The sequence below is a fragment of the Streptomyces sp. NRRL F-2664 genome, from assembly GCF_000719345.1.
Taxonomy (GTDB): Bacteria; Actinomycetota; Actinomycetes; order Streptomycetales; family Streptomycetaceae; genus Streptomyces.
On record NZ_JOFX01000038.1, the window covers coordinates 20,317 to 41,272 of the forward strand.

21 protein-coding genes and 1 pseudogene are annotated in these 20,956 nt (G+C 73.2%); 7 read left to right on the plus strand and 15 right to left on the minus strand.

Going from position 1 to position 20,956, the window contains the following annotated elements:
* The first annotated feature begins 29 nt into the window (after window positions 1-29).
* The 3 genes from IF89_RS0127050 to IF89_RS0127060 all read left to right on the plus strand — a co-directional run bounded on the left by IF89_RS0127050 (window position 30) and on the right by IF89_RS0127060 (window position 2,479).
* A complete protein-coding gene (locus IF89_RS0127050; RefSeq protein WP_030773408.1) occupies window positions 30-1,115 on the plus strand; it encodes an ATP-binding cassette domain-containing protein in 1,086 nt (361 codons plus the stop codon).
* Window positions 1,112-1,981: an ABC transporter permease gene (locus IF89_RS0127055; RefSeq protein WP_030773411.1), complete on the plus strand. Its 870-nt coding sequence runs from the start codon at window positions 1,112-1,114 to the stop codon at window positions 1,979-1,981. The genes IF89_RS0127050 and IF89_RS0127055 overlap by 4 nt, the downstream gene beginning before the upstream one ends.
* Window positions 1,982-2,152: 171 nt before the next feature.
* A complete protein-coding gene (locus IF89_RS0127060; protein ID WP_030773415.1) occupies window positions 2,153-2,479 on the plus strand; it encodes a hypothetical protein in 327 nt (108 codons plus the stop codon).
* Between the two features lie 75 nt (window positions 2,480-2,554).
* Here IF89_RS0127060 and IF89_RS42475 read toward each other — a convergent pair.
* The 10 genes and pseudogenes from IF89_RS42475 to IF89_RS0127115 form a co-directional block, all read right to left on the minus strand.
* A pseudogene (locus IF89_RS42475) lies at window positions 2,555-3,364 on the minus strand (IS5 family transposase).
* A 243-nt stretch (window positions 3,365-3,607) separates the two neighbouring features.
* On the minus strand, window positions 3,608-4,813 hold the full coding sequence (locus IF89_RS0127075; RefSeq protein WP_030773421.1) for a phospholipase D-like domain-containing protein: 1,206 nt from the start codon (window positions 4,811-4,813) through the stop codon (window positions 3,608-3,610).
* A complete protein-coding gene (locus IF89_RS38325; RefSeq protein WP_078628543.1) occupies window positions 4,810-5,592 on the minus strand; it encodes a restriction endonuclease in 783 nt (260 codons plus the stop codon). The genes IF89_RS0127075 and IF89_RS38325 overlap by 4 nt, the downstream gene beginning before the upstream one ends.
* Window positions 5,593-5,737: 145 nt before the next feature.
* Entirely contained in the window at window positions 5,738-6,205 is a 468-nt protein-coding gene (locus IF89_RS0127085; RefSeq protein WP_051807678.1) for an ATP-binding protein, read from the minus strand.
* A 21-nt stretch (window positions 6,206-6,226) separates the two neighbouring features.
* Complete coding sequence (locus IF89_RS0127090; protein WP_063831357.1) at window positions 6,227-6,589, minus strand: STAS domain-containing protein; 363 nt, start codon at window positions 6,587-6,589, stop codon at window positions 6,227-6,229.
* A 78-nt stretch (window positions 6,590-6,667) separates the two neighbouring features.
* A complete protein-coding gene (locus IF89_RS0127095) occupies window positions 6,668-7,126 on the minus strand; it encodes a response regulator (protein WP_030773433.1) in 459 nt (152 codons plus the stop codon).
* Entirely contained in the window at window positions 7,123-8,844 is a 1,722-nt protein-coding gene (locus IF89_RS0127100; RefSeq protein ID WP_324605363.1) for a sensor histidine kinase, read from the minus strand. Before IF89_RS0127100 ends, IF89_RS0127095 begins: the two co-directional genes overlap by 4 nt.
* Complete coding sequence (locus tag IF89_RS0127105) at window positions 8,841-10,133, minus strand: PP2C family protein-serine/threonine phosphatase (RefSeq protein WP_078628545.1); 1,293 nt, start codon at window positions 10,131-10,133, stop codon at window positions 8,841-8,843. Before IF89_RS0127105 ends, IF89_RS0127100 begins: the two co-directional genes overlap by 4 nt.
* Before the next feature lie 185 nt (window positions 10,134-10,318).
* Complete coding sequence (locus IF89_RS0127110; protein ID WP_063831354.1) at window positions 10,319-10,852, minus strand: MarR family winged helix-turn-helix transcriptional regulator; 534 nt, start codon at window positions 10,850-10,852, stop codon at window positions 10,319-10,321.
* 58 nt (window positions 10,853-10,910) lie between these two features.
* Complete coding sequence (locus IF89_RS0127115; protein ID WP_051807685.1) at window positions 10,911-12,143, minus strand: PP2C family protein-serine/threonine phosphatase; 1,233 nt, start codon at window positions 12,141-12,143, stop codon at window positions 10,911-10,913.
* Between the two features lie 101 nt (window positions 12,144-12,244).
* On the opposite strand from IF89_RS0127115, the gene IF89_RS0127120 reads away from it, so the two are divergent.
* Window positions 12,245-12,745 (plus strand): MarR family winged helix-turn-helix transcriptional regulator, encoded by a 501-nt coding sequence (locus IF89_RS0127120; protein WP_030773446.1) that lies wholly within the window; start codon window positions 12,245-12,247, stop codon window positions 12,743-12,745.
* Between the two features lie 10 nt (window positions 12,746-12,755).
* On the opposite strand, the gene IF89_RS0127125 is transcribed toward IF89_RS0127120, so the two are convergent.
* The 5 genes from IF89_RS0127125 to IF89_RS0127145 form a co-directional block, all read right to left on the minus strand.
* Window positions 12,756-13,571, minus strand: coding sequence for a phosphatase PAP2 family protein (locus IF89_RS0127125; RefSeq protein ID WP_051807688.1), 816 nt, complete (start codon window positions 13,569-13,571; stop codon window positions 12,756-12,758).
* 90 nt (window positions 13,572-13,661) lie between these two features.
* A complete protein-coding gene (locus IF89_RS0127130; protein WP_030773451.1) occupies window positions 13,662-14,615 on the minus strand; it encodes a YihY/virulence factor BrkB family protein in 954 nt (317 codons plus the stop codon).
* Between the two features lie 36 nt (window positions 14,616-14,651).
* Complete coding sequence (locus IF89_RS0127135) at window positions 14,652-16,337, minus strand: diacylglycerol kinase family protein (protein WP_158717930.1); 1,686 nt, start codon at window positions 16,335-16,337, stop codon at window positions 14,652-14,654.
* Between the two features lie 252 nt (window positions 16,338-16,589).
* Entirely contained in the window at window positions 16,590-17,045 is a 456-nt protein-coding gene (locus IF89_RS0127140; RefSeq protein WP_063831355.1) for an ATP-binding protein, read from the minus strand.
* A 67-nt stretch (window positions 17,046-17,112) separates the two neighbouring features.
* Window positions 17,113-17,460: an STAS domain-containing protein gene (locus IF89_RS0127145; protein WP_030773459.1), complete on the minus strand. Its 348-nt coding sequence runs from the start codon at window positions 17,458-17,460 to the stop codon at window positions 17,113-17,115.
* A gap of 262 nt (window positions 17,461-17,722) precedes the next feature.
* Between IF89_RS0127145 and IF89_RS0127150 the strand changes: the two genes are divergently transcribed.
* The 3 genes from IF89_RS0127150 to IF89_RS0127160 all read left to right on the plus strand — a co-directional run bounded on the left by IF89_RS0127150 (window position 17,723) and on the right by IF89_RS0127160 (window position 20,927).
* A complete protein-coding gene (locus IF89_RS0127150) occupies window positions 17,723-19,381 on the plus strand; it encodes a PP2C family protein-serine/threonine phosphatase (protein WP_420706971.1) in 1,659 nt (552 codons plus the stop codon).
* Between the two features lie 95 nt (window positions 19,382-19,476).
* A complete protein-coding gene (locus IF89_RS0127155) occupies window positions 19,477-20,493 on the plus strand; it encodes a cobalamin B12-binding domain-containing protein (protein ID WP_107047367.1) in 1,017 nt (338 codons plus the stop codon).
* On the plus strand, window positions 20,490-20,927 hold the full coding sequence (locus IF89_RS0127160; protein WP_051807693.1) for an STAS domain-containing protein: 438 nt from the start codon (window positions 20,490-20,492) through the stop codon (window positions 20,925-20,927). The genes IF89_RS0127155 and IF89_RS0127160 overlap by 4 nt, the downstream gene beginning before the upstream one ends.
* Window positions 20,928-20,956 lie beyond the last annotated feature (29 nt).

A 20,956-nucleotide genomic window follows, 5' to 3' on the forward strand; every position in this document is an offset into this window, starting at 1 on the left:
AGCACACACCCCGCAGACGAGGACCGCCCATGCAGCCACTCGCCGGTGACGACGCCACCGCCCGGGCCCTTCTCCCGGCCGCCGCGCCCGAGGACCCGGACCCCGCCGGATCCGCGCCCGAGCCGGCCCACGCCGTCAGCACGCGCGGACTGGTCAAGAACTACCCCGGTCCGGACGGCACCACCGTCCGGGCCGTCCGCGGCCTGGACCTCGACGTGCGGCAGGGCGAGACCTTCGCCTTCCTCGGCCCCAACGGCGCCGGCAAATCCACCACCATCGCCCTGTTGTGCGCCCTCGCCCGCCCCACCGCCGGCCGAGCCGTCGTGGCCGGCGCCGACGTCCTGGCCCGGCCGGACCTCGTACGCCGCCACGTGGGCATGCTCTTCCAGCACAGCGCCCTGGACCCCGACCTGACGGCCGAGCAGAACCTCTACATCCATGCACGCCTGTACGGAGCGGGCCGCCGCCACGCGCGCCGGCGCGTCACCGAGACGCTCGAAGCGGTCTCCCTCGCCGACCGGCGCCGTGCCCTCGTGCGCACCCTGTCGGGCGGCATGCGGCGACGACTGGAGCTCGCCCGGGGACTGCTGCACGAGCCCCGCATCCTCTTCCTCGACGAGCCCACCACCGGACTGGACCCGCACGCCCGCGCCCAGGTGTGGGACCACCTGCGCGCCCTGCGCGACCGGCACGGCACCACGCTCTTCGTCACGACCCACTACCTGGAGGAGGCCGAGCACTGCGACCGCCTCGCCATCATCGACGCGGGCCGCCTGGTCGCACAGGGCGCCCCCTCCGCCCTGAAGGCCGCGATCGGCGACGACCGCGTGGTCCTGCGTACCGGCGACGACGACACGGCCCGCGAAGTCGTCCGGCGCAGCGCACCACCCGGCACCGCCCTCACCCTGGACGCCGACGGCGTCCGCCTGCGCGTACCCGACGGCAGTGCCTGGATTCCCCGGCTGTGCGCGGCGCTGGCCGCCCACGGCATCCCCGTACGGGCCGCGTCCGCTGCCCCGCCCACCCTCGACGACGTCTTCTTCCACCACACCGGTCGCAGCATCACCACCGCACGGCCCCCGCAGACCACGAAGGAAGCCGGGAAGGACGTATGACGGCACCCGCGCCCGACGCCTCGAAGACCCCCGCGGCCACCGGCACCACCGGCCACGCACCCTCCCGTCCGCGACGTGAACTGCGCGCCGTCCACGCCCTGGTCCACCGCGATCTGCTGCGGCTGTCCTCCCAGCCCACCCACACGGCCCTGATGCTGCTGCAGCCCGTGCTGTACCTCTTCATCCTCGGCGGGGGACTGGCCGCCCTGATCCCCGTCTCCACGCTGGGCGTCGGCTACCGGACATACCTCTTCCCCGGGATGCTGATGATGACGGTGCAGACGCCCGCCATCATGGTCGGCATCCGTCTGATCACCGACCGGCAGAGCGGCTACCTGCGCGAGCTCCTCATGGCCCCGGTCAGCCGCACCACGCTGCTGCTGGGCAGTTGCGCCGGCGGCACCGCCGTCGCCGCGGTCCAGGGTGCGGTGCTCCTCGCGCTGGCCGGCGCGGTGGGCCTGCCCTACGACCCGCTCCTGCTGGTGCTGCTCATGGCCGGCATGATCCTGGTCTCCTTCACGCTCACCGCCCTGTCCCTGGCCCTGGCCGTCACCATCCGGCGGGCCGAGGCCTTCCACATGCTGCTCGGCGTCGTGATGATGCCCCTGCTGTTCCTCTCCGGCGGGTTCTTCCCCCTCGAAGGGCTCCCGGGCTGGGCCCGTTCGCTGGCGGCCGTGAACCCGATCGCCTACGGAGTCGACCTGCTCCGGCGTGCCGTCGCCCTCCGGTTGCCGGACCGCACCGCCGTGACGGGCATCGAGTGGTTCGGCCACCGGCCCCCACTGGTCCTCGAAGCAGGAGCCCTCTTGGCCGCCGGCGTCCTGGCGCTCCTCTGGGCGGCCCACCGCTTCAAACGCCCCGACTGACTGATGGTTTCAGAATGAGGTCGCGAGGCGGCGAAGGCGTATGGGGTACCGCCGGATGAGGCGAGGGCCCGTCCGGTCTGCCCCATGCAATTCTGTGTCGCGGCCTGTCCCACGACGGCCGGCAGCCGTGCAGGCTCGCCCGGTCGGCCTGCACAGTTGCATAGTGTGCTCATGGATCGATTCGTGGGTCAGGGCCGCCTCGAATGGTGGGCTAATCAGTCGATTTGCCTTGAAATATACGACATTAACATCACTGCCACTGTCGACGCGGATGGCAAGTGGCGGGCGACCGGTCGGCATGCCAACGCCCTTGACGCGACCCAACGCGAGGGCTGGGACTTCCTCATGGAGATGGATCCCCACTTCTCCATTGCGTTTCCAGGTGAGGACTGCGGCGGGATCACGGTGCGAGTTGTCGAGGCCGAGGATGGAACCCTCACGCTCGTGGAGGCACCGGACTGGGACGGCTCCGTGAGCGTCACCTTCGACCTCACCTGAGTTCAGCTCGGAAGGGAAGACACCCGACTTCGCTACCCTGCCACCGACTTCTATGCGTCGCCCCTTACTGATCTTTCAGAATGAAGTTCGGAGGCGACGCAGGCATATGAGACTGCAGGCCAGTTCGAGCAGGCCCTGGTGGAGATCGGCGCGGCGCTCGTAGCGGGTGCGGAGCCGTTTGAACTGGTGCAGCCAGGTGAAGGCGCGCTCGACCACCCAGCGCACCTTGCCCAGTTCGGAGCCGTGAGCGACGCCGCGTCGGGCGATCATCGGCTTGATGCCCGTGCTTCCACAGCAAGCGGCGGTACTTGTCGAAGTCGTAGGCCCGGTCGGCATACAGACGCCGGGGCTTGCGGCGAGGACGCCCCCGCAGACCCCGGATCGACGGAACGGCGTCGAGCAGAGGAAGGAGCTGGGTGACGTCGTGCCGGTTGCCGCCGGTGAGCGTGACGGCGAGCGGAGTTCCGTGACGGTCGACGATCAGGTGGTGCTTCGAGCCAGAGCGGGCCCGATCGACGGGCGAGGGTCCGACGTGGTCCCCCCTTTGAGCGCCCGGACGTGCGATCCGTCCACGGAGCAGTCCTCCAGGTCCAGCAGGCTGGCGCGACGAAGCTCGGTCGACAGGGCGGTGTGCAGGCGTGGCCAGACGCCGGCCTCGGTCCAGTCCCGCAGTCGGCGCCAGGCCGTCACCCCGGAACAGCCCACCGCCTCCACGGGGACGTCCCGCCACGCAACACCGGTCCGCAGCACGTACATGACGCCGGTGAGCGCCACTCGATCGGGAACACGCAGCCGCCCCGGGTGGCGATGGCACCGTTCGGGGGCGGGCGGCAGCAGCGGGGCCACCCGCTCCCACAGGTCGTCAGGAACAAGATCAGCACGCACGCCGGACACCCTGCCGACCAAGATCGTCGAGCGCAAGACCCACGGCTCAACTCATTCTGAAACGATCAGTGAGGCCGTCACTTCGTGACTGTCCGTCACCGGACGCGAGCAATAAGACGGTTGCTCTGATTTCGGCTCGAACGGAAGTGTGGGAATTGCGGGAATCCGCGGGCCGTGAAGAATTCGTACGGGCGAGCGGATATGGAACCGGAATTCCCGACCGGGTGGCGCGCTGCCGCCCCGTTACAGGAAGCGGCGCAGCGGCTGAATGGAGATTTCCCGGGCGCGCTGGAGGACCGAGCGGCGGCGCCAGCGCTCCGGGGCAATGCGCGTGCTGGCCCGCAGGTCCTCGTCGTAGTGCTCGTCGAGGGTCCGGGTCACCGCCGGGTCCATGACGGCCAGCATGACCTCTTCGTCATGGTCCAGCGAGCGGCGGTTGAAATTCGACGAGCCGATGAGGGAGACCACCCCGTCCATCGTCATGATCTTGGCGTGCATCATCGTCGGCCGGTACTGGTGGATGCGCACCCCGGCGGCGGTGAGCGTCTCGTAGTGGTGCTGGCCCGCCAGTTGGCACACCCGCTTGTCGGTGTACGGGCCGGGCAGCAGGATCTCGACGGTGACGCCCCGCCGGGCGGTCGCGCACAGCAGCTCCACGAAGTAGTCGTCGGGGGCGAAGTACGCCGTCGCCAGGCGCACGCGCTCCTCCGCCGACTCCAGGACCACCCGCATCAGGGTCTGCATGTCCTGCCACCCGAAGGCGGCCGAGCCGCGCACCACCTGGACCACCGCGTTCCCGGCCGGCTCGTGGCTCACGAAACGGTCGCGGTCGTCGAAGAGCTCGGGATGGCACTCCGCCCAGTTCTGCGCGAACGCCGCCGCGATCCCGTCGACGGCCGGGCCGCGGACCTCGGCATGCGTGTCGCGCCACTCGTGCGGATTGCGGGCGTCGCCGCACCACTCCTCGGCTATGCCGACACCGCCCGTGAAGGCGGTCCGTTCGTCGACGACCAGCACCTTGCGGTGGCAGCGGTGGTTCTGCTTCAGCGGGGACAGGAACACGGGTCTGCGGAACCAGGCGACGTGCACCCCGGCCGAGCTCATCCGGTCCAGAAGGTCCTGCTCGATCAGACGGCTGCCGAAGCCGTCGAGCAGCAGCCGGACGCGCACACCGCTGCGCGCCCGCTCGGCAAGGGCCTCGGCGAACCGGCGGGCGATGTCGCCCTTCCAGTACACGAAGGTCATCATGTCCACGGTGTGCCGGGCGCGGGAGATGGCGTCGAGCATCGCGGCGAAGATCTCGTCGCCGTTGCGCAGCGGCCGTACGGAGTTCCCCTCGGTCGCGGCGATGCCGATGAGGCGTTCGAGGCGGCGGCGGATGCGGTGGATGCGCTCGTCGGCCCGGTCGGTGACCTCGGCCAGGGTGGTGCCGGTGTCGGTGCTGATCATGAAGTGGCTCCTCGGGCGGGGGCGGACGGGGCGGGGGCCGGTGCGCCTGCGGCGTCCCACGGGGGCGGCGCGCTCTGCTCGGTCCAGGCGGCCAGGGCCTCACCGTCGACGCGGACGATCCCACATGTGTCGGCGTACTCGGCGGCGGGCGCAGTGAAGGAGCTGGTCGTCACGAGCACGGCGACATCGGCCTCATGCACCGCGAAACAGGTGCCGCCGAAGCGCTGGAGGTCCTGCGAGCCGACCCGGTTGTCCTCGGCGTAGTGCTTGCACTGGAGCACGACACGTCGCCCGTCCGCCGTCGTGGCGAGGACGTCCGCGCCCAGGTCGCCGGCACCGCCGACGACTTCCACCGAGGTGCAGCCGTCGCGAGCGCACAGGGCGGCCACCGCGTGCTCGAATCCGTCGGCGTCCACCGCGGCGTGGTCGAGCGCCGCGCTCCCGACCTCGGGCAGCTCCACGGGATCGTGCGGGCACCCGGCGGTCGGCGCGATGCCGGGACGGCGCCGCTCGGGCGCGAAGCCCCACTTCGCCAACAGCACACCCAACAGCAGGACGGCTAGGGCCGCGACCGGCATCACCGGGAGCCCGAGGCCGTCCGCCGGGGCGGCCTTCACGAAGGCGGCCACGCCCGCTATGCCGGTGCCGAGCAGACCGAGCGCGAGCACCGCGTCCCGCCCCATGCCGGTGCGCCCCATGCCGGTGCGCCCCCGGGCTCCGGGCCGCCCGACGGATCCGGCGGCGCGCAGGGACGCGGGCGCGTCCTCCGGTGTGGTCATACGAGTTCCCCCTTCCGCCCCGGCACACCGCGGTCCCCGCCCCGACCGGTGTCGGGGCGGGGACCGCGGCAGACGCCGAAGCCCGTTCGACGCCCGTATGGCCGAAATTCCGGGACTCAAACCCGACCCCGGATCGGCGGCGGCCTCAGTCCGGCAGCGGACCGTCCCGGGGGCCGACCACCGGGCCGAGCGGCACGACGGCCTCGATGCACTTGCCTCCGTGCGCGCCGGGGGTGATCGTCACGCTGCGCGCGAGGCGGTGCACCAGCGGCCATCCGAAACCGCCCCGCCCCGTCATCGCGCCGGCGGGGCGAACCGCCGGCTGTGGGGGAGCGGCGCTCACGCCGTCCGACACCCGGAGCCGTACGGCGCTCCCACCGGCGCACAGGACTGCCTCGAAGCCGAGCAGCCCGCCACCGTGCCGCACGGCGTTCGTGACCAGCTCCGAAGTCACCAGCAGGACGTCGGTGAGGGCGTCCTCCCGGGCGGCGGAACCGGCCCGCGGGGTCCCGCGGGACTCCCACAGGGCCCGTATGCGGTCACGTGCCTCCCCGGCGTTGCACGGAACGCCGGGGCTCCTGCGGATGTCGCTCAGAACGGTGGGGTGCAGCACCGTTCACCTCCTCGTACGTCCTCAGCCCGTGCGGGGTGGGACGATCATGACTGCGCCCTCGGCCACGCTGGGCGCGGTGGCGAAGGCCAGGTCGGCGCCGGTGAGCTCCAGCAGCCGGGCCAGCCGGCCCGGCACGGTCCCCGCCAGGACCACCGGCCGGTCCAGGGCGGGCTGCAGCATGACGCTGAGCGCGGTCGAGTCCACGAAGGTGACCCCGGCCACGTCCAGGACGTACCGGGAGACACCGGGCGCTGCGGGATCCATCGCGGTCCGCAGGTCGGCCACGTTGTCCATGTCGAACTCTCCCGCCATCACGACGATGCGCACATCCCCGTCGGACCGGGTCTCGACATGGCTGCGTGCTTCGGCATTGTGCGTGTCCATGCTGCTCACGTCCGTCTTCCCCACATTTCCGTTCGCATTCCAGAACATTTCCGCTTCGCTCTCGGCCCGGCCACGCCCTCACCCCGTCCGGGGCAGCTTGACCACGGTGACGAAGAAGTCGTCGATCTGCTGGATCGCCCGGATGAACTGGTCGAGGTCCACCGGCTTCGTGACGTAGGCGTTGGCGTGCAGCTTGTAACTGCGCAGGATGTCCTCCTCGGCGGCCGAGGTGGTGAGCACGACGACGGGGATGTGGCTCAGGTCCGGATCCGTCTTGATCTGTTCGAGGACCTGCCGTCCGTCGTACTTGGGCAGGTTCAGGTCCAGCAGGATCAGGTCGGGGCGCGGCGCGTCGACGTGCTCGCCCCGGCGGTAGAGGAAGTCCAGGGCCTCCAGCCCGTCCCGCACCACGTGCAGCACGTTCCCGATCTTGTTGTCCTCGAAGGCCTCGCGGGTCATCAGCTCGTCGCCCGCGTCGTCCTCGACCAGCAGGACGACGGCGGGGGCGGCCTGGGGCCGGTCTGCGGGAGTGCTCATCGGACGGTTCCTTCGGTGGGTACGGGGGAGGGGGACGCATGGGTGCCGGGACCGGATGCGGCGTCGGGCTCCGCAGCGGAGGCGGTGTCGGGCTCGGCGGCGGCACCGGCGCCGGACGCCGTGTTCTCGGCCGCGGCGGCGACGGGCAGCGTGAAGACGATCCGTGTGCCCTCCCGGTGGTCGGTGTCGATCCGGATGCGGCCGCCCGCGTGCTCCACGATCTTCTTGCAGAGCGAGAGTCCGATGCCGGTGCCGCCGTAGGTCTCCCGGCCGTGCAGCCGCTGGAAGATCACGAAGACCTTCTCCGCGAACTCCGCCGGCACGCCGATGCCGTTGTCGGTGACCGTGAAGGTGTGGAAGCCGGGCTCCGCGGCGGGATCGTCGACCAGAGCCACCTCGACGCGCGGTGCCCGGTCCGGCGAGCGGAACTTGACGGCGTTGCCCACCAGGTTCTGCCAGAGCATGGTCAGCAGGGTCGGATCGCCCACCACGTCCGGGAGCCGCTCGGGCCGGACGATCTCCGCGCCGCTCTCCTCCACGGCCGCGGCCAGGTTGCGCAGGGCCCGGTCCAGCGGGCCGTCCATCGCGACCGTCTCGCGCGCGTCCTGGACGCGGCCCACCCGCGAGAAGGTCAGGAGGTCGTTGATGAGCACCTGCATCCTCTTGGCGCCGTCCACGGCGAAGCCGATGTACTGGGCGCCCCGTTCGTCGAGCTGGTCGCCGTAGCGCTTCTCCAGCAGCTGGCAGAACGAGGCCACCTTGCGCAGCGGCTCCTGCAGGTCGTGCGACGCCACGTACGCGAACTGCTCCAGTTCGGCGTTGGAGCGGCGCAGCTCCATCGCCTGCGCGTCCAGCTCGGCGGCGATGCGGTCGAGCCGCTCGGCGTTGCTCCGCGAGGCGTTCAGTTCGGCCACCGTGCGGTGCCGCATGGCCTCCACCGAGCGGGCGAGCGCCCGCAGGTCGGAGGGGCCCTGCAGGGAGATCTCCTCCTCGAAGGCGCCGTCCGCGACACGCTGGGAAGCCGTCCGCACCTTGGCGAGCGGGCGCAGCACGCCCACGTGCAGCAGGACCGCGAGGGCGGTGCCCGCCAGCAGGAACGCCGCGACAATCGCCAGCAGGATGTGGTCGCGCTGCGTACGGGCTTCGCCGAAGGTGGTGCGGGCCTCGGCCTGCATGCCGTCCAGGTGCGCCTGCTGGGTGGCGATCCGGCGGCGTACCTCGTCGAAGAGGTCCTTGCCGGTTTGGAGGGAGGGGGGCGCGGTGCCGTTGTCCACGGAGGAGACGGCCGGGGCCGCGAACTGCTCGCGCCAGCTGCGGGCCGCCTCCTGCACGGCCGCCAGGTCCTCGCGCGCCCTCTTGTCGCCGCCCAGGACCTTCGCCAGGCGCTCGGCGGAGGCGGTCTCGTCGGCCAGACCGCGCTCGTACGGCTCCAGGAGCGCGGGCTCGTCGGCCAGCAGGTAGCCGCGCACGCCGGTCTCCTGGTCCAGCAGGGCCGTCTCCAACCGCAGGGCGTCCCGCTGGGCGGGCAGGATCCCGTCGACCAGCCGGTTCCCCACCGTGGTGGTGTGCGACAGCAGGGTGGCGCCGAGGGCGCCGGTGCCGACGACCATGAGGGCCAGGACGACGAGCACGGTCGTCAGCCAGGTCTGCAGGCTCGGCCCTCCGCGGCCCGGGGCGCGCCCTCGGGACGTTGCGGAAGGCTGTGCGGGGATGGTCACGTGGGGGAGTTCCATTCCAGGTGGAGGACGGCGACATCGTCGGCCAGACCGCCCCAGTCCGCGGCAAGGGCCTGCGCCGTCTGGATCAGGGTGTCGACGAACGGTTCCGCGGGCAGCTCGGCGTGCTTGCGGGCGATTTCCAGCAGGCCGGTCTCGTCGAGGCGGTCGGGACCGGGGCCGACGCGCCCCTCGATCAGGCCGTCCGTGAAGAGCATCACGGCGCCGTCCGCCTCCAGGTCCACGTCGGTGACGGGCCAGCCGGCGCCCCAGCCGGGCACGAGGCCCAGGGCGGGCCCTCCCGGCACGGTGCGCAGCTCCACGCCGGCCGCCGAACGGACCAGGAAGCCGGGGTGCCCGGCGCGCTGCACCGAGACGGCGCGGGCGCCCGCGGGACGCGTGACGCAGACCAGTGTGGCGAAGATCTCGGGACCGGAGCGCTCCGCCAGCAGGATCCGCTCCAGCAGGCCGAGCAGTTCGGCGCCGCGGGCCCCGGCCATGACGAAGGACCGCCAGGCCACCCGCAGGCACACGCCGAGCGCCGCTTCGCTCGGGCCGTGGCCCGAGACGTCGCCGACGACGGCATGCGTGGCCCCGTCGGGGGTCTGCACGACGTCGTAGAAGTCCCCGCCGAGCAGCGTCTGGGACCGTCCCGGGTGGTAGCGGGCGCAGACGGTGACGGCGTCGGCCGCGTCCTCCAGCAGCAGCGGCGTCGGCAGCAGGCCGCGTTCGAGGCGTGCGTTCTCCTCCGCGCGCAGCCGGCCCGCCTGGAGGGCGGACGCCGCCAGCTCGGTGCGCTTGCGCTGGATCGCGTACCGGATGGCCCGCATGAAGACGTCGGGCTCCAGACGTCCCTTGACCAGGTAGTCCTGGGCTCCGGCCGCGACGGCCGCCAGGCCCGCCTGCTCCTCCGACAGTCCCGTCAGGACGACGACCGCGGACTCGGCGGACACGGCGAGGACCTTCTTCAGCCCGTCGAGCCCCTGGGCATCGGGCAGGTGCAGGTCCAGCAGGACGCACTCGGGCGCCTCCGCCTCCAGCACATCCAGGGCGCCGGCAAGGGACCGGGCCCGACCGAGGCGGACCTCGATCCCGCTGTCCTCCACCAGCTCCTCGACGAGCACGGCGTCGCCCTCGTCGTCCTCGATGAGCAGGACGTACGGCGGTGCGCCGTTCCACAGCGCCAGCGAGTCCTCCGCCCTGTCCGCGGATGCCGACGGAGGAGGAATCACCGCCTGCTGCGGCGCGGGGGCGGCCGGGCGCTGGGCGCCGAGCCCGGAGGTGCTCACCATGGCGTCGCGTCAGTCCCTTCTCGTTTCGGACGGCGGACGCCCGTCGGACGCGTGGTTGCGTCGGGTAAGCCTAGAGTGATCATTTGCCGCTGGGCAATATTTTACGAACTCAATGATTCTGCCATGCCCTGGGGGCCTGCCGGCAGCGGCTGCCGGGTGAGCGGGCCCACTCGGGGCCCGGGCCGTCAGGCGCTGTCCTGGACGCGGGCCGGAGCCGGCTCGCCGGATGCCGGCGCGGGGGAGCCGTCGGCGGGCGGCCCACCGCTCGGGTACGTCTCCGCGGCCGCCTCCCGGAACGCCGCCAGCCCCGCCACCAGCGCGTCCAGCGCCTCGGGCGCCATCCGCCCGAGTACCGCCGACAGCTCGCGCACCCGGATCGCCCGCCGCTCCTCCAGCAGCGCCCGCCCGACGGGCGTGAGCCGGACCTCCACCTCGCGCCGCCGGGACGGGTGCTGCGAGCGGGTCAGCAGGCCCATCGCCTCCAGCCGGTCGCAGAGGCGGGTCACCGACGGCGGACGGGAGCCCAGCACCTCGCTCAGGGTCCGCAGGTTGACGCCCTCGGCGCCCTCCACCGCGAGCAGGGCCCGCAGCTGCGACGGTGACACCGCGGGCGCCGCACCGTCCTGGCCCCTGGCATGCAGCACCGCGAGGAGTTCCGCCGCGGCGGCGACCGCCGCGGCCGAGTCCTCGTACGCGCCGGAGCGGCCGGGACGGGGCATGCCACCACTGTGCCACCGTCCGGCCCGCTCGGCGCCCACCGGGCCCACCACCCCCGCCCTACACCAGGTCGCCCTGCGGCCCGCCCGCGGCCGGCTGCGCACCGGGGCGGCCGTGCCAGTCCAGGCAGACGACCATCGCATCGTCGGCGGCGTCCCCGCCGCCCCGGTACCCCGGCAGCTCCTCCAGCAGCGCCCGGGGCACCTGCGACGGGGGCAGCAGCCGCGTGTTCATCACGGCCCGCGTCAGGGCGTGCAGGGCGTACGGCTCCCCGACGGGGGAAAGGACGTCGTAGACGCCGTCGCTCAGGAAGAACAGCCGGTCCCCGGGCAGGACCCGGAAGTGCTGGGAGGTGTAGACGGTGTCCTCGAACATGCCGAGCGGCAGCTGCGCCTCCAGCGTGCACGGCTCCACGACCCCGGCGCGCAGCCGCCAGATGCGCGGCGACCCGGCGTCGATCACCTCGACCTCGCCGGTGCCCAGGTCGAAGCGCAGCAGCAGCATCGCCAGGTGCAGCCGCCCCTGATACTGGCCGTAGACGGCCTGGTCCGCCAGGGCCGCCTGGTCGGCGAGGCTCAGGCCGGCCCGCCGGGCGTTGCGCAGGGCGCTGACCGCCAGGCTGGTCAGCAGCGCCGCGTCGATGCCCTCGCCCATGCCGTTGTTCACCGTCAGCGTCAGGTGGTCGGCGGAGGCCGACCAGTCGAAGCTGTCGCCGAAGATGGCGTACGCGGGCTCCAGTTGCGCCCCGAGGTCGTACTCGGGCCGGGAGCAGGACCGCCCCGGCAGGAGCTGCCACTGCATCTCGGCGGCCAGCGTGAGCCGCTTGGCCCGCCGCGCCTGGAGGAAGAAGTCGGTGTCCCGGTCGGCGACGAGGATCTCGTGGGCCAACGCGTCGGCCACGTCCTGCAGCGCGTCGAGCAGGCCGCCCACCGGGACGCCGACCGGGTAGTGCACGCTCAGCACCCCCAGCCGGTCCCCCCGCACGCTCACCGGCAGGTGCACGGTCGTCCCCCCGCCCTCCCCGGCGACCATGTACGCCTCCTGCGCGCCGTACGCCCGGCCCTCGGGGCTGTTGTACGCCGACACGGAATCGGCGGTGAAGGGTTGCGCGGTGACGGGCTGGAGCCGCGCCGAGGCGTAGTCCGCCATCAGCAGCTCGGCGCCGACCGCCCCGTGGTCGCGCCCCAGGATGCGGCGGACCTCCTCGACCAGCTCGTGCGGGGCGGCGCCGCGCAGCACGCGCTCGACGTTCCCACCGCCCCTGACACCCTCGCCGCATACGCCTTCAGTCACCGGTCCCGTACCTGTCTCGCTCGCAACTGCCAAGATGGGGGACCACGACGCCGCCGGTCCGCCGGGGAAGGGCTGCGCGTGTGTCCGGTAGGGAGTGTCACATGAGTCAGCGGCCGATCGGCTCCCCGCGGCCCTCCGTGTCGGCGGTGGTGGAGATGAGCGCGCTGATCGAGCTGCTGGAGGTGGTCTGGGAGCGCGGCCGGGACACCGCCGGCGCCCCGCCGGTCTCCTCCGCGCAGGCCCGCGTCCTGTTCCTCGTCGACGGCAACGACCGACTGAACCTGCGCGAACTCGGCCGGCTGCTGGAAGCGGCCCCGCCGTCCGTCAGCCGCCTGTGCGACCGCCTGCAGGCGGTGGGCTTCCTCGAACGGCACCCCGGGGCCGACGACCGCCGCGAAGTCCTGCTCACGCTGTCCCCGGCGGGCCGCGCGTACCTCGAAGGCCTGCGCGCCCGCAGACAGGAGGTGCTCGCCGAGGCGATGGCGCAGATGCCGGAAGCCTCCCGCGCCGCACTGGCGACCGGCCTCGCCGACTTCTGCGCGGCCGTCACGAAGCCCCTGCGGTTGCCGTCCTCCGAGTCCTTCTCCTCCCGAACGGCCTGACCGTCCGCCTTCAAGCCGTACCGGAGGACCGCGGGGACTCCGGCTCCTCGGAGGAGGACAGCTCCGGCTCCAGGCCCTCGCTCACCGGAATCCGCGCCCGGCCGGTGTCGGCCCGCCAGGCCTCGAATACCAGGGTCGTCGCCGTGACCACGGCGAGTCCCAGCAGCCACCCCCCGACGACGTCGCTGACCCAGTGCACCCCCAGGGCGACCCGTGTGTAGCCCACCCCCACCACCGCCGTCACCGCGAGCGCCCACGGCAGCGCACGCCAGCGCCGCGGTACCAACGGGAGCAGCACCAGGAGCAGCACCGCGCAGGAGGTCGTCGCCGCCATGGCGTGTCCGGACGGGAAGGAGAAGCCGGGGGCGTGCGCGACGGGTTCCGGCAGATGCGGGCGGGCCCGCTCCACCACGTTCTTGACCAGGAACCCGATCAGTCCCCCCGCCGCCGCGGTGACCCCGGCCCAGGCCGCCAGCCGCCATGCCCGCCGGGTCAGCAGCCACACCACCAGGGCCGCCACCAGCAGCCGCATGGTCACCGGGTCCCACACCACGTCGGTGAAGAAGTCCAGGACGCGCACCCAGGCCGGGTGTTCGAGGGCCGTACGGTGCAGCCGTTCAGCGGTGGCCCGGTCGAGCCGGTGCAGCGGCGGCCACTGCGCCTCGACGAGGACCAGGGCGAGGGCGAACGGTACCGCCACCACGGCCGTGGCCGCCACCGCCAGCACCAGCCTGCGGCCGAACGCCACGTCGGGCCCCGCATGCCGGGCGAGCACCGCCCGGACGGCGGGGAAGCGGTGTCGGGAACGGGCCGTGCGCTGTGTCATGACGGCGGATCCTGCCTTTCGGGAAAGCCATGAGGAAGGAGAGGGCGGGGGAGGGGCGCGACGGGGAGGCCGTCACCGGGGCGGTGCCGATCAGACACCCGGATCCCGGGCCACCGGCTCCTTCGTCCCCGCGCGCACCGCTTCCAGCTGAGCCGCGAAGGACAGCCCGAGGAACAGCGCCACCGAGGTCAGGTAGGACCACAGCAGCAGCGACATGATCGCGCTGAGCGGCCCGTACACGCTGGTGAAGGAGCTGCTGGCACCCACGTACAGGCTCAGCGCCCACGTCGCGACGAGCCAGAGCACCAGGTGGACGACGGCGCCGAAGGCGAGCCAGGTGTAGCCGGGCTGGTCACGGCGCGGGGAGAGGCGGAAGATCGCACTCGTGGCGAGCACGGCCAGCAGTACGCCGACGGGCCACCGCAGGACGTCCCAGGTCTGGATGGTGTCCGGGCCCAGGTGGTACACCTCGGCGAACGCGTGCGTCAGGTCGGCGCCCAGGACCATGAGGACGAAGCTCAGTCCCAGCGGGAGCCCCGCCAGCACCGCCATGGCCAGGCCGCGCGAGTACTTGCGAAGGAAGGGCCGGTCGCGTTCGTTGCCGTAGATGCGGTTCGCGCCGCGCTCGACCTGGCACAGGCTGGTGGTGACGTTGACGAGGGAGAACACCAGGCCCAGCCACAGGGCCGCCTGCCCGCCGTCGCCGGCGTGCCGACGGCTCTCCCGCAGGGCCTCGTCGACCATCTGCTGGCTGGGCCCGCTGGTCATCCGGCTGATCGTCAGCTCGGCGACGCGCCCGATGTCCTCGGTGTGCAGGACGCTGGAGAGGCCGATCGCGGCGATGGCGAGCGGCACGATGGACAGGACGGTCTGCAGGGCGAGCGCCCGGGAATGGCTGAAGCCGTCCGCGTAGCGGAAGCGGACGAAGGAGTCCCGGGCCAGGTGCCAGCCGCCGTAGCGGCGCAGCGCGGCCCAGGCCTCGTCGCCGGACAGTTCGTCGCCCCGCACGTCGCGCCGCTGCGGTACCCGGGTGGCGGTTCCCATAATGCGTCTCCCTTCCTGACAGGTGGGCCCAGCAGCTCAGAGCTGTGCGACGGGTGCGGAATGCGTGGAACGTGCGGAAGGTACGGTATCGGCGGCGCGTACGGCGCCGCCGGGTACGCGGGGCAGGCGCAACAGCAGGGCGCCAGGTTCGGTGTCGACGGTCAGCCGGACGCCGTCGCCGACCGTGTCCCCGTCGACCTCGCGGACCTGGGCCCGCGCGAAACGGACCTCGATCCGGGTGGCACTGAAGTACTCCAGCGAGCCTGCGGCGACGGACACCGCCGCGCCGTCGGGTGCCGGGTCCGCGGCGGGACGTCGTACGAGACGGGCAGCCAGGTGCGCCGCCGCCGCGAGCCAGCCGGCCGCGCCCCGCGGGTCGAAGAGCACGACCTCCAGCCGGCCGCTGTCCGGCCGCGCCCGCGGCAGCAGTTCCAGGCCGGCCTGGAGCGCTCCCACGTTGCCGACGACGACCATCCGGGCGCGCCGCCGGATGCGGCGGCCGCCGTCGAGGCGGAGGGTCAGCCGCATGTGCGGGTCGCGCAGGTGCCGGACCGCCGACAGGGCGTAGGCGGCCCAGCCCAGGTGCGTCTTCAGGACGGGGGACGCGTCGCGCACCATGGCGGCGTCGAAGCCGGCTCCCGCCATGACCGTGAAGCGCGTCGGCGCCAGCCCGTCCCCCTCCACCCGGCCCGCGTCGATGGGGACGTCACCACCGGCCAGGGCGGCGTCGAGGGCCGCCACCGGGTCGGACGGGAGGTCCAGGTTGCGCGCGAGGAGGTTGCCGGTGCCGCAGGGCACCAGGGCCAGCGGGATGCCGCTGCCGGCGACGACATCGGCGCAGGCGCGCACGGTGCCGTCGCCGCCGCATGCCACGACCAGGTCCACGTCCCCCGCGGCGCACTCCTCGGCCAGGCGCCCGCCCGGGCGCTCCACCGTGGTCGACGTCCACCGCTGGACGGTGAAACCGTGCCGGTCGAGCAGCGCCCGCACCTCGGCGGCCAACGCGTCCCGGCAGCCGAGGGGATGGCGTACGACGACGACCCTGCCGCCCCGGCGCCGCTCTGCCGCGGGACCGGACCGGCCCGGCCCCGCGGGCAGGGCCGAGCCGCCACCCGGAGCCGCCTGCGGTGTCCGGCCCTCGGCGGCGCTCCGGCCGGCCAGGACCACGGAGCCCACGACCAGCAGCGTCAGGGCGCCGTTGAGCAGGCCGCCGAGCACGTCGGAGGGGTGGTGCATCCCCCGGTAGACCCGGGACACGCCGACCGCGAACGGTACGAGGAGCAGCAGCCCGGCCGTGAGGTACCGCAGGCGACCGCGCGTACGGGTCAGGACGAGGACCGCGAGCCCCCCGTACAGCGCGACGGACGCTCCCACGTGCCCCGAGGGGAAGCTCGACGTGGGCGGCGCCCCGTCCAACTGCACGACGTCGGGGCGGGGCCGCTCCACGAAGAAGGTGACGACGAGGAAGACCGCCGACTGGACGGCGACCGACGTCCCCAGGAACACCGCCTCCACCCACCGGGGGCCGGGCGGCAGCGCCAGCAGCGCCGCCAGGCACATCAGCGTCACACCGATGATGCCCTCCGTGCTGGCGAGCAGCGAGAGCCCTTCGGTGACGGCGTTCCCGACCGGGTTCCGCCGGGTCACGACGTCCTCGGACAGGCGGTCCTCCAGGGCCAGCGGCCCGTGCCCGGCCGCCACCCGGGTCACCCAAACGCCCACAAGTACCATCAAAAGGGTCTGAACCGCGGGCAACCACAGCAGCCGTGCGCGTCTGTGTCTCGCGGCCCCGCCGCCATCGGTCGTCATGAGCCCCGTCTTGCCCGCCGCGCGCCGATGATGCGCCCCGCCCGCAACCACCTCGGCGACCGCATGCGCAGAGCGCCCGCCGCGCGGCCGACGGCCGGGCTGCGACGCCGATGGCGCCCGCAACGACCTCCGCCCCGGGGGGCGGTCGCTTTCCGCGGCCGACGGTCAGCTCAGGCGGAGCGACGTCGTGATGGTCTTGCCGTCGGGGCGGGTGCTGCAGTCGACGTGCTCCGTCAGGCGCTGGATGAGCGGCCAGCCGTATCCGCCGGGCTGGTCGACCGTACCCGTACGGGCCACGGGGATGCGCGGGTTGGCATCGGCGATCGACAGCAGCAGCACGTCGTCCGCGACGTCGGCACGGAAGGCGATGACACCGTCACCGTGCCGGATCGCGTTCGTCACCAGCTCCGAGGTGACGAGCAGCGCGTCCGCGGCGGTGACGCTGTCGAGGCTGACGCCCGCGAGGACCAGCAGCTCGCGGACCCGGTCCCGGGCCGCGGCCGCCGAGTCGGGCGGCGCTGCCGGGCGGTCGCCGGCGGCGCCCCCGGGGCGACGCCCTACGTCGTCCTCGCGGTGCCGCTGCGAGTCCTGGGGGACTTCGGACGGCTGGGGTGCGTTCATACTCATCGCCTGCCCATGGCCGCACGGGTCGTACCGTGACGACCCGTTCGGGGACGGGGTGTTGGGGTCAGCATGTCATCGCGGCCGCCACGCTGTCCGCCATGCGGAAAGCGTGGGCCGATCCGGTGACGTCGAACAGCCGCCGGACGGCGGTGTGCAACGGGCCCGCGAGGACGAGAACCGCCCCCGCGGCCGTGTGGGCGCGCTGCGCGTCGAACAGCGCGTGCAGCACGGAGGAGTCCACGAATCGGGTGCCCGACAGGTCCACCACCGTGCGCGGCCGGTCGCTCGCCGCGGCCCGCGCGAGGGCCCTGGCCAGCAACGGCGCGTAGTCCTCGTCCACTTCGCCGCACAGGCTGATGACGGTCGCGTCGTGTTCTGTCGTCGTGGTGACGACCGCTTCCTCTCCGGTCACCGGGACATCCTCCTACATCGTTCGCGGGCCTTGTGACCGGGTACCCGGAAGAGCAAGCGGTTCGGCCTTTCGTCACCCCCAGGGAGGAGGCTTCGCTCCCGCGTCCCCCGCATGCCCGGTTGCGTCGTGCACGGCCCATGGAGGATGGTTGCCGGAGGACAACTGTTGTCCCGAGGTGATTCCGGCGGTCTCCCCCGGCGGTCTGGCCGACGTGATGAACACGATAAAGAGGTGAGGGGTTCGCGCAGCGGGCCTTCAACGTTTGGTTCCTTCCACCGAGACGACGCCGAACTCGCCCACCGCGGGCCTGTCGTGGAGTCAGGCCCCCTACCCGGTGCTGGTCGCCGACGCCGACGCCGTCGTGGTCCACGCCAACGAGGCGGCAGGGCTGGTGTTCCCGGACGCCCGCCCGGGATCGGCGATGGCGGACGCGGTCCCCGGCTGGCTGGCCTCGGCGCACGCGCGCCACACCGCCCACCTGCCCGCGCAGCGCCCGCACGCCGGGTCCGGCACCGTGCAGGGGCCCGTCGGCGAGCGCTCGTACGAGGCGCACCCGACCCCCCGCCCCGACGGCACCGTCGTGTGGTGGCTCGTCGACGACACCGACCACCGGCTGGCCCGGGAGGCGCTGTGGACGGAACGGGAGCGCACGCAGTTCCTGGTCCGCTCCTCCAACCTCCTGCTGTCGTCCCTGAACCTCGACCGGTGCATGGACGTCACCGCGCAGATGGCGGCCGACCACCTCGCCGACGCCGCCCTGGTGATCGCCCCCGCGCACGGCCACGAGCTCCCGATCGTGTCCTGCGTCCGCGGCGGCAGCCCGTCCGTCACCCGCGCCGCCGTCGACCCCGAGGCGGTCCCGGGGCTCGCCGAGGCGCTGCAGGGCTTCCCGCCCGTCCCCTCCCGATGGCTCGACCCGTCCGCAGCCCCGGCCTGGCTGGTGCCCGAGGGCCTTGACACCCTGGGGTCGATCGTCATCACGCCCCTGCCCGGCCACGGCGTACCCGCGGGCGCGCTGGTCCTGCTCCGAGCCGACGGCGAGAGTGCATTCACGGAGGGCGAGGAGGTCTTCGCCCGCCTGTTCGCCGCCCGCGCCGGCGCCGCGATGTCCGCGGCCCGGCTCTACGCGGAGCAGGCATCGATCACCGACACCCTCATGCGCGAGCTGCTGCCGCCCTCGCTGCACCAGGTCTCCGGAGTCGAGTACGCCGGCGGCTACCGGCCGTCGAAGGACCACGAACGGGTCGGCGGCGACTTCTACGACGTGCACCCCGCCACCCACGAGGGCGCACCCTCCCTCGTCGTCCTCGGAGACGTGTGCGGCAAGGGACTGCAGGCGGCGGTGATGACCGGCAAGATCCGCAACACGCTGCACGCCCTCCTGCCCATGGCGGACGACCACCACCGGATGCTCAGCCTGCTCAACACCGCGCTGCTGAACTCCGAGAACACCCGCTTCGCCACCATGGTGCTGGCCTCCGCGGCCCGGGACGGCAACGCGGTGCGGCTGCGCCTGACGAGCGCCGGACACCCCGCCCCGCTGATCCTGCGCTCCGACGGCCGGGTGGAGGAGGCCCGTACGAAGGGCACACTGGTCGGTGCGCTGCCCGACATCACCACCGAGACGGCCCACGTGACCCTGGCCCCAGGGGACACCTGCGTGCTGTACACCGACGGGATCAGCGAAGCACGGGGAGGACCCATGGGCGGTGCCATGTTCGGCGAGGAGCGGCTGCGCCGCGCCCTGTCGCAGTGCGCGGCGATGCCCGCCGAGGCAGTGGTCGAGCACGTGCAGATGCTCACCTCCCAGTGGGTGGGGTCGGGCCGCCACGACGACATGGCCGTCGTCGTGATCGCGGCGCCGCGCACCAACCACCTCAGCGCCGTCGACGGCCACACCCGCGGGCGGTTCACCGCGTGAGCCCGTACGATTCCGCCCCACCCGCCGCTTCCGCCACCGCCACGCTTCCCGCTTCGGCGTCGGACGAACTCCGCGCGCAGGTGTGGGAGTCGGTGATGGCGTTCGACGAGGCCACCACCATCGGTACGGTGCTCCGCGCACTCGACGGGGGCATGGACGCGGAGGACCTCCTGATCGACGTCATCGCCGCCGTACAGGGGCGCGTCGGCCGGGAGTGGGCCGCCAATCGCATCACCGTCGCCCAGGAACACGCCGCGACCGCCATCAACGACCGGGCCGTCGCCGCCGTCGCCCTGCATCCCGCGACCCGCACGACTGCCACCCGCGGCCGTCTCACCGTGGCCTGCGTGGACGGCGAATGGCATGCCCTGCCCGCCCGCCTCCTGGCCGAGGTGCTTCGCATCCGGGGCTGGCGCGTCGACTACCTGGGGGCGCAGGTGACCGCCCCGCATCTCGTTGCCCACCTGCACCGCACCGGCCCGGACGCCGTCGCTCTCTCCGGCTCCCTCGCGACCCGGCTGCCCGCCGCGCACGCGACCATAACCGCCTGCCAAGCCGTCGGGACCCCCGTGATCGTCGGCGGCGCCGCCTTCGGACCCGGCGGTCGCTACGCGCGCCTGCTGGGCGCGGACGCCTGGGCCCCCGACGCCCGGACCGCGGCCGACGACCTGGCCGGCGGCCCCCTGCCCCGGCCCCGGCCCGGCCACCAGGCCATCGACGACCTGCCGCACCTCAGTGACCAGGAGTACACCCTGGTCGCCCGCAGCCGCCCCCGGCTCGTCCGGGCCGTGTTCAAGGAACTGGACGACGCCAGTCCGGCGATGCGCGCCTACACCGAGGCGCAGCGCGAGCGCACGGCCGAGGACCTGTCGCACATCGTCGAGTTCCTCGCCGCCGCCCTCTACACCGGCGACCAGGACCTCTTCTGCGACTTCCTGGCGTGGACCGCCGGGGTCCTGGAGGCCCGCGGCGTGCCGGCCACCTCGCTGCTGCCGGCGGTACAGCTCCTGCAGCGGGAACTCCAGGACTTCCCCCGCGCCACCGCCACCCTGCGGGCCGGAGCCGCCCGCCTCACCTTCACCCCTCTCACCGCTGCCGGGACCCCTGAATGACGAGCCTGCCCTCCGCCCCGCTCGGCCTGACGTACTCCACCTCGCACGAGGCCGTGCGCATCGAGCTGAGCGGCGACCTCGACCACCGCCACGCCGACCGCCTCATCGAAACCGTGGACCGGGTCCTGGCCGCGCATGCCGAGGTCCGCGACCTGTGGCTGGACTGCGCCGGACTGTCCTGCGTCGACTCCAGCGGCCTGGCAGCGCTGCTGATGGTCCGGCGCCGCACCGACAAGGCGGGCGCGGGACTCCACCTCGACGGCCGGACCGTGCAGCTCGACCGCCTCCTGGAGATCACCGGCACCCTGGCCCACCTCACGGCACCGAGTGCGCAGGCACAGGCGATGCGCCGCAGCGGCGCCGCCCCGCGCAGTGGCCCTCCCGAGGAGAAGCGGCCCGCCGCGCCGTCGGCCGGCCAGGAGCCGCGCGCGTGAAACCGCCCCCCACACCGGGGCGCCGGCCC

What these genes read in the sequence shown, in the direction of transcription:
- IF89_RS0127050 (WP_030773408.1), top strand. Translation starts at nt 30, where the DNA reads ATGCAGCCACTCGCCGGTGACGACGCCACCGCCCGGGCCCTTCTCCCG.
- IF89_RS0127055 (WP_030773411.1), top strand. Translation starts at nt 1,112, where the DNA reads ATGACGGCACCCGCGCCCGACGCCTCGAAGACCCCCGCGGCCACCGGC.
- IF89_RS0127060 (WP_030773415.1), top strand. Translation starts at nt 2,153, where the DNA reads ATGGATCGATTCGTGGGTCAGGGCCGCCTCGAATGGTGGGCTAATCAG.
- IF89_RS0127075 (WP_030773421.1), bottom strand. Translation starts at nt 4,813, where the DNA reads ATGATCAGCACCGACACCGGCACCACCCTGGCCGAGGTCACCGACCGG.
- IF89_RS38325 (WP_078628543.1), bottom strand. Translation starts at nt 5,592, where the DNA reads ATGACCACACCGGAGGACGCGCCCGCGTCCCTGCGCGCCGCCGGATCC.
- IF89_RS0127090 (WP_063831357.1), bottom strand. Translation starts at nt 6,589, where the DNA reads ATGGACACGCACAATGCCGAAGCACGCAGCCATGTCGAGACCCGGTCC.
- IF89_RS0127095 (WP_030773433.1), bottom strand. Translation starts at nt 7,126, where the DNA reads ATGAGCACTCCCGCAGACCGGCCCCAGGCCGCCCCCGCCGTCGTCCTG.
- IF89_RS0127105 (WP_078628545.1), bottom strand. Translation starts at nt 10,133, where the DNA reads ATGGTGAGCACCTCCGGGCTCGGCGCCCAGCGCCCGGCCGCCCCCGCG.
- IF89_RS0127110 (WP_063831354.1), bottom strand. Translation starts at nt 10,852, where the DNA reads ATGCCCCGTCCCGGCCGCTCCGGCGCGTACGAGGACTCGGCCGCGGCG.
- IF89_RS0127120 (WP_030773446.1), top strand. Translation starts at nt 12,245, where the DNA reads ATGAGTCAGCGGCCGATCGGCTCCCCGCGGCCCTCCGTGTCGGCGGTG.
- IF89_RS0127125 (WP_051807688.1), bottom strand. Translation starts at nt 13,571, where the DNA reads ATGACACAGCGCACGGCCCGTTCCCGACACCGCTTCCCCGCCGTCCGG.
- IF89_RS0127130 (WP_030773451.1), bottom strand. Translation starts at nt 14,615, where the DNA reads ATGGGAACCGCCACCCGGGTACCGCAGCGGCGCGACGTGCGGGGCGAC.
- IF89_RS0127140 (WP_063831355.1), bottom strand. Translation starts at nt 17,045, where the DNA reads ATGAACGCACCCCAGCCGTCCGAAGTCCCCCAGGACTCGCAGCGGCAC.
- IF89_RS0127155 (WP_107047367.1), top strand. Translation starts at nt 19,477, where the DNA reads ATGGCGTTCGACGAGGCCACCACCATCGGTACGGTGCTCCGCGCACTC.
- IF89_RS0127160 (WP_051807693.1), top strand. Translation starts at nt 20,490, where the DNA reads ATGACGAGCCTGCCCTCCGCCCCGCTCGGCCTGACGTACTCCACCTCG.